At 73.3% G+C, this 5,890-nt stretch carries 6 protein-coding genes; 3 read left to right on the forward strand and 3 right to left on the reverse strand.

All coding sequences use genetic code 11. The annotated features are described in order from the left end of the window. The 3 genes from HMPREF3099_RS05925 to HMPREF3099_RS05935 form a co-directional block, all read right to left on the reverse strand. The coding region (locus HMPREF3099_RS05925) for a hypothetical protein (protein ID WP_168168454.1) at positions 1 to 559 on the reverse strand (559 nt) is incomplete at its 3' end. Positions 560 to 869: 310 nt separating this feature from the next. Then, positions 870 to 1,751 (reverse strand): alpha/beta hydrolase, encoded by an 882-nt coding sequence (locus HMPREF3099_RS05930; RefSeq protein WP_237769766.1) that lies wholly within the window; start codon positions 1,749 to 1,751, stop codon positions 870 to 872. 20 nt (positions 1,752 to 1,771) lie between these two features. Continuing rightward, positions 1,772 to 3,037 carry an HNH endonuclease signature motif containing protein gene (locus HMPREF3099_RS05935; protein ID WP_237769767.1) on the reverse strand — a complete coding sequence of 422 codons (1,266 nt, stop codon included), beginning with the start codon at positions 3,035 to 3,037 and terminating at the stop codon, positions 1,772 to 1,774. Positions 3,038 to 3,396: 359 nt separating this feature from the next. Between HMPREF3099_RS05935 and pdhA the strand changes: the two genes are divergently transcribed. From pdhA to HMPREF3099_RS05950, 3 genes are all read left to right on the forward strand, one after another. Further along, complete coding sequence (gene pdhA, locus HMPREF3099_RS05940) at positions 3,397 to 4,524, forward strand: pyruvate dehydrogenase (acetyl-transferring) E1 component subunit alpha (protein ID WP_070705147.1); 1,128 nt, start codon at positions 3,397 to 3,399, stop codon at positions 4,522 to 4,524. Continuing rightward, positions 4,521 to 5,549: an alpha-ketoacid dehydrogenase subunit beta gene (locus tag HMPREF3099_RS05945; RefSeq protein WP_070705148.1), complete on the forward strand. Its 1,029-nt coding sequence runs from the start codon at positions 4,521 to 4,523 to the stop codon at positions 5,547 to 5,549. Before pdhA ends, HMPREF3099_RS05945 begins: the two co-directional genes overlap by 4 nt. Then, a partial coding sequence (locus HMPREF3099_RS05950) for a biotin/lipoyl-containing protein (protein ID WP_305778347.1) occupies positions 5,546 to 5,890 on the forward strand: 345 nt, incomplete at its 3' end. The genes HMPREF3099_RS05945 and HMPREF3099_RS05950, both read left to right, overlap by 4 nt.

Consider the following 5,890-nt stretch of genomic DNA (forward strand, 5'->3'; position numbering starts at 1 on the left):
GCCCGGGGGCGCGCCGGAGACCGTGCCGGGGGCTCTGGGCCCATGCGGCGCCCGCCCATGCGAGGGCGGCCACGGCGAAGGCGACACCGAAGGTCACCCGTCCTGCCGGCGGCAGGTAGTACTGCGGCAGCACGAGCGCCACCAGACCGCCCAGTGGCCAGCCCGCCCACCGCAGGCCCCCGTGGGCTGCCCGCTGCCACGCCAGGGCCGCCAGCAGCCCGGCCGCAGCGAGCATCAGCAGACCGGCAGCGAACAGGGACACGCCCACGAAGTTGCCGCGGACCGCCTCGACCAGTGCCATGGCCTGATCCGGGGCGAGATCCTCTGCTGACACGGCACGACCCAGCTCGTGCAGGGCCAGCGCCTCGACCCCGTAGTAGGGCATCACCAGACCGGCACCCACCAGACCGCACCAACCGCACCAGCGCGCGATGCGGGAGGCCTTTCCGGGAACCAGCTCGGAGCAGCGCACCGCCACCCAACCCACCGAGGCGAGTGCCGCCATGCCTGCCAGGTGGGCCACCACCCAGAGTGGCTGGGCGAAGGCGGCCAAGGCCACGGCAGGGTCCTGTGAGTGGTCACCGTAGGGGCGCAGACCGAGGTAGACAGCCATTCCCAGACCAGCACCCACGAGAGGGACCATGAGCCGCGGCGAGGGCGCAGCACGGCCTGGGGAGGGGGTGCGGGGATCCGAGACGGGATCGGGACGACCGGCGGGATGAGTGGGCATGTGATCTTCCGGGAATGGCCAGCGGTCGGGCACTCCTGACCGTAGGACACTCATCTCTCCGCCCGACACTGTCGGAACGTGACCATGGGCCGCACAGCAGGTGCGCCACGGTGGCCGGTGGTCGGGGACCGACCTCGCCTCAGCCGCGGAGGAAGTCCGCCACGGCCCGGATGTAGCCGGGCCGGTCGGCGAAGTAGGCCCCGCAGTGGTCCACCCCGTCCACGATGCGCAGCTCGGCCCCCTGGCCGGCCGCAGCCGCCAGCCGGTGGGCGTGGGCCACGGGGATCACGGAGTCCTCGGTGCCGTGCACGAGCAGCAGCGGGCGCGGTGCGATGTCGGCCACCACTTCCACCGGCTCCACCTCGCTGAACCGGTACCCGTAGCGCCATCGCGTGACGCGGTCCACCAGGTGCACCAGCGGCACCGGGGGCAGCCGCATGCCGCGAGCCGCCGTCGCCACCACGTCGCGCATGTCGGCGAAGGACGAGTCCGCAACCACCCGTGCCACCCGCTGGTCCCGGGCGGCCACCTGCAGGACGACGGCGGCACCCATCGAGAACCCGACGAGGTCGATGCCGGCACCCGGGCGCCGGGCGGCCACCCAGTCGAGGGCGGCCTCGAGGTCGAGCTGCTCGTAGTGCGCCAGGGACTGCGGGCCGTCGGCGGAGTCCCCGTTGCCGCGGAAGTCGAGGAGCAGGACCGACCACCCCTCGCGCCACAGCCCCGGCCCGATGCCGAGCATGTCCGCCTTGGAACCGCGGTGGCCGTGGCACACCACCGCCACCCGGCCGGACTCCCCCTGCAGCCACCAGCCCGCCAGGCGCGTGCCGTCGGCCGCGTGAAGTTCCACGTCCTCCACCGCGTCGTCGGGCACCCGCACCTCGTAGGGCGTGAACCCGTAGGGCACGGGCGGGCGCTGCGGCCCGCTGATCTGCCGCGCACCCCACAGGGCCCCCACCGCGGCACCGGCCATCCCCACGGCGGCGGTGACGGGCAGGGCCAGCAGGGCGGTTCGACGCATGGCGCCACCCTACGAGGGCCTCATCCAGGCTCGGTGGACTCACCGGGCGGGTGCCACACCCACCGGTTCCCGGTGCGAGTGGCCGTCAGGCCGTCCCGGTGCACCACGGTGTGGTGCCGCGAACAGAGCAGCACCAGGTTGTCCAGGTCCGTCGGCCCGCCGTCGATCCAGTGGGTGATGTGGTGCGCGTGGCACCAGCCCGGTGGACGTCCACACCCCTCGAAGGAGCAGCCACCGTCGCGGCGCGCCAGGGCCATCCGTTGGGAACCGGTCGCGAACCGCTCCGCCTCCCCCACGTCCAGCGGCACCGAGTCCTTGCCGAGGACCACCGGGACCACCTGCGCGTCACAGGCAGCCTGCCTCACCTGCGCCGGGGTCATGACCTCTCCGTTGACCGTGGTGGCAAAACCTGCCGGTCCGGCGTCCTCCACCGTGTCGGCCAGTCCCCGCCCCCATCCCACCCCGCGGGGGCCACGAGGCCGCCGCGCCAGCTCGGAGACGAGCGCCTGGTGGTCCAGGGTCACCACGAGCGTGGTGGAGCCCGACAGGCCACAGCCCCCGGCCGTGCCGTCTCGGTCAGCCGCCTGCGCACGCTCCACCAGCTCCAGCAGGGCGTCCGCGCGGCGACGAGCCGGGGACCGAGGGTCCCGCACGACCTCCCCGTCCACGTCCCGCCCGGGCCGTGGAGCTGCCAGCCCGTCCACCGCCGCACGCACCCGCGCGGCGTCGGGCTGGTTGAGCTCCCACGTGAAGCGCACCAGCCCGGTGGACAGCGTCCGCTCGGTGAGCACCGAGCACTCCTTGGCGTGGTCGTCCTGCTCGTCGAGGGCGTGCTGGCCGAAGCGGGCGATGATCTCGCGCGACAGCTGCCGCAGCGCACGGTCACCCGCTGTGTGCCCCATGGCGGCCAGGTTCTCCGCGTGCGTGAGGTAGTGGCCCAGCACCTCCGCCCGGTCTGCCCCGGGCAGCACGGGCCGCACCTTCTCGGCCTCCCGCAGCATCACGTGCGCAGCACCGACCGAGACCCCGCCACCCCAGACCGCATCGGCCAGCGGACCTGTCCCCGGCTCCGTGGTGGCCTCGCCCACGGTGGCGATGGCGTGGGCCCGGCCCGCGTCCACGATGCCCGCCTGCTGACGCACCCAGGCCGTGGTGCCTGCTGCCCGGGACTCGTCGACCACGCCCCGGGTGTACGCCTCGGCCGTCAGTCCCGTCATCGCCGCCTCGGCCGCCCGCACGAGATCGCTCAGCATCCCCACCAGGGGCGCCAGGTCGTCGGACGCCACCCGCCACAGCTCCGGCCGCACGGTCTGCAGCCCTGCGATGACCCCCTCAGCCCGCGCGAACAGGCACGCCGCGTCGTCCGCCCTCCCGGCCGCTGGTCCCCCGGGATCCGTCCACGCACCACCGACCCCGCCGTCCTGCCGCTTCACACCGATCACCCCCGTGACCCCTCGCGTCGGGAACGCACCACGGCGCCCCCACCTCCGATCGACACCCCCACCATACAACACACTTACGATGCAATGCAACACATGTTCAACACACCATCCGCCCGGCGACGCCCGGCCCCGCCCCACCACACCCTGCACGCGACCTGAGCCATACTGCGTGGTGGCCCACGTCACACCACCCGGGAGGACCCATGCCCACCCCGCAGGACCTGCTGCCCAGCAGCGAACCGGTCCAGTTCATCGCCCCCGGCGGCGAGCTGACCGCCCAGACCCACCCCCGCGGCTACCGCCTCCCCGAGGCCGACCGCCTGCTCGCCCTGCACCGGGGCATGGTGCTGGGCCGTCGCTTCGACAAGCAGGCCACGGCCCTCACCAAGCAGGGCCGCCTGGCGGTGTACCCCTCCAGCCACGGCCAGGACGCCTGCCAGGTGGCCTGCGCCCAGGCGCTGCGCGAGGACGACTGGTTCTTCCCCACCTACCGCGACTCGATGGCGCTGGTGACCCGCGGCATCGACCCGGTGGAGGTGCTCACGCTCCTCAAGGGCGACTGGCACGCCGGCTACGACGTGGCCGCCACCCGCACCGCCCCGCAGTGCACGCCGCTGGCCACCCAGCTGGTGCACGCCGCCGGCACCGGCTCGGCCCTGGCCCGCAAGGGCTCCGATGCCGCGGTGCTCGCCTTCATCGGCGACGGCGCCACCTCCGAGGGCGACTTCCACGAGGGCCTCAACTTCGCCGCCGTGTTCAACGCCCCGGTGGTCTTCGTGGTGCAGAACAACACGTACGCCATCTCCGTGCCGCTCTCCAAGCAGACCAAGGCGCCCTCGCTGGCGTACAAGGGCATCGGCTACGGCATCCCGTCCGAGCAGGTGGACGGCAACGACGCCGCCGCCGTGGCCGCGGTCATGGACGCCGCCCTGGAGCGCGCCCGCAGCGGCGGCGGTCCCACCCTGCTGGAGCTGCACACCTACCGCATGGACGCCCACACCAACGCCGACGACGCCACCCGCTACCGCGAGGACTCCGAGGTGGAGGGCTGGGTGGCCAAGGACCCGATCGTGCGTCTGGAGCGCTACCTGCTGTCCCAGGGCCTGCTCGACGAGGCCGCCGTCGAGGCGATCCACGCCGAGGGCGAGGAGCAGTCCGCCCGCCTGCGCGAGCGCATGAACGCCGACGTCCAGCACGACCCGCTGGAGCTGTTCGAGCACGTCTTCGCCGAGCCCACCCCGCAGCTGCTGGAGCAGCGGGCCGTCGTGGAGGCCGAGCTGGCCGCCGCCCGCGCCGACCAGGACCACACCGCCCAGGAGGCCACCCGATGACCGTGACCATGGCTCAGGCCCTCAACCAGGCCCTGCGCGACGCGATGACCGCCGACGAGAAGGTGCTCGTGTTCGGCGAGGACGTCGGCACCCTGGGCGGCGTCTTCCGCATCACCGACGGCCTCACCCGCGACTTCGGCGAGGAGCGCTGCTTCGACACCCCGCTGGCCGAGGCCGGCATCATGGGCTTCGCCGTCGGCCTGGCCATTGAGGGCTTCCGCCCCGTGGTCGAGATGCAGTTCGACGCGTTCGGCTACCCCGCCTTCGAGCAGGTGGTGAGCCACGTGGCCAAGATGCGCAACCGCACCCGCGGCTCGGTGCAGCTGCCGATGGTGATCCGCGTGCCCTACGCCGGCGGCATCGGCGGTGTGGAGCACCACTGCGACTCCTCCGAGGGCTACTACGCGCACACCCCGGGCCTCAAGGTGGTCACGCCGGCCACCCCCGCGGACGCCTACTCCCTGCTGCGCGAGGCGATCTCCAGCGACGACCCGGTGGTCTTCATGGAGCCCAAGGTGGGCTACTGGACCAAGGAGGAGGTCGAGCTGCCTGTGGAGCGCGAGCCCTTCGGCAGCTCCGTGGTGCGCCGCGAGGGCTCCGACGTGACGCTGGTGACCTACGGCCCGCAGCTGCGGACCTGCCTGCAGGCCGCCGAGGCCGCCGCCGAGCTGGGCTACGACTGCGAGGTGGTGGACCTGCGCACCATCGTCCCGTTCGACGACGAGGGCGTGGCGCGCTCCGTGCGCAGGACGGGCCGGTGCGTCGTGGTGTCCGAGGCCCAGGGCTTCGGCGGCGTGGCCGCCGAGGTGGCCGCCCGCGTGCAGGAGCGCTGCTTCCACTCGCTGGCCGCTCCGGTGCTGCGCGTCACCGGCTTCGACATCCCCTACCCCGCACCGAAGCTCGAGCACACCCAGCTGCCGAACGTGGACCGGGTGCTCGACGCCATCGAGCGCCTGCAGTGGGACGACCAGCCGGACCTCACCCACGCGGGGGCGTCCACCGACGCACAGGGAGGCGCCCGATGAGCGAGCAGGTGTTCATGCTGCCGGACCTCGGCGAGGGACTCACCGAGGCCGAGGTCGTGGAGTGGCTCGTGGCCGTGGGCGACGAGGTCACCATCGACCAGAACGTGGTGACCGTGGAGACCGCCAAGGCCACCGTGGAGGTGCCGATCCCGTTCGCGGGCACCGTCTCGGCGCTGCACGGCGAGGTCGGCCAGGTCATGGAGGTGGGCCGCCCGCTCATCTCCGTGGGCGGGGCCACCGGGTCGGGTTCCTCCAGCACGGGTTCCTCCAGCGCCGCTTCCCCCGATGCCGGGAGCGACCCCCGGGCGGGCCACGACCAGTACCGCACCGAGGAGCGCGCC

Origin of the sequence: Kytococcus sp. HMSC28H12 (assembly GCF_001816045.1) — a bacterium.
GTDB lineage: Bacteria > Actinomycetota > Actinomycetes > Actinomycetales > Dermatophilaceae > Kytococcus > Kytococcus schroeteri.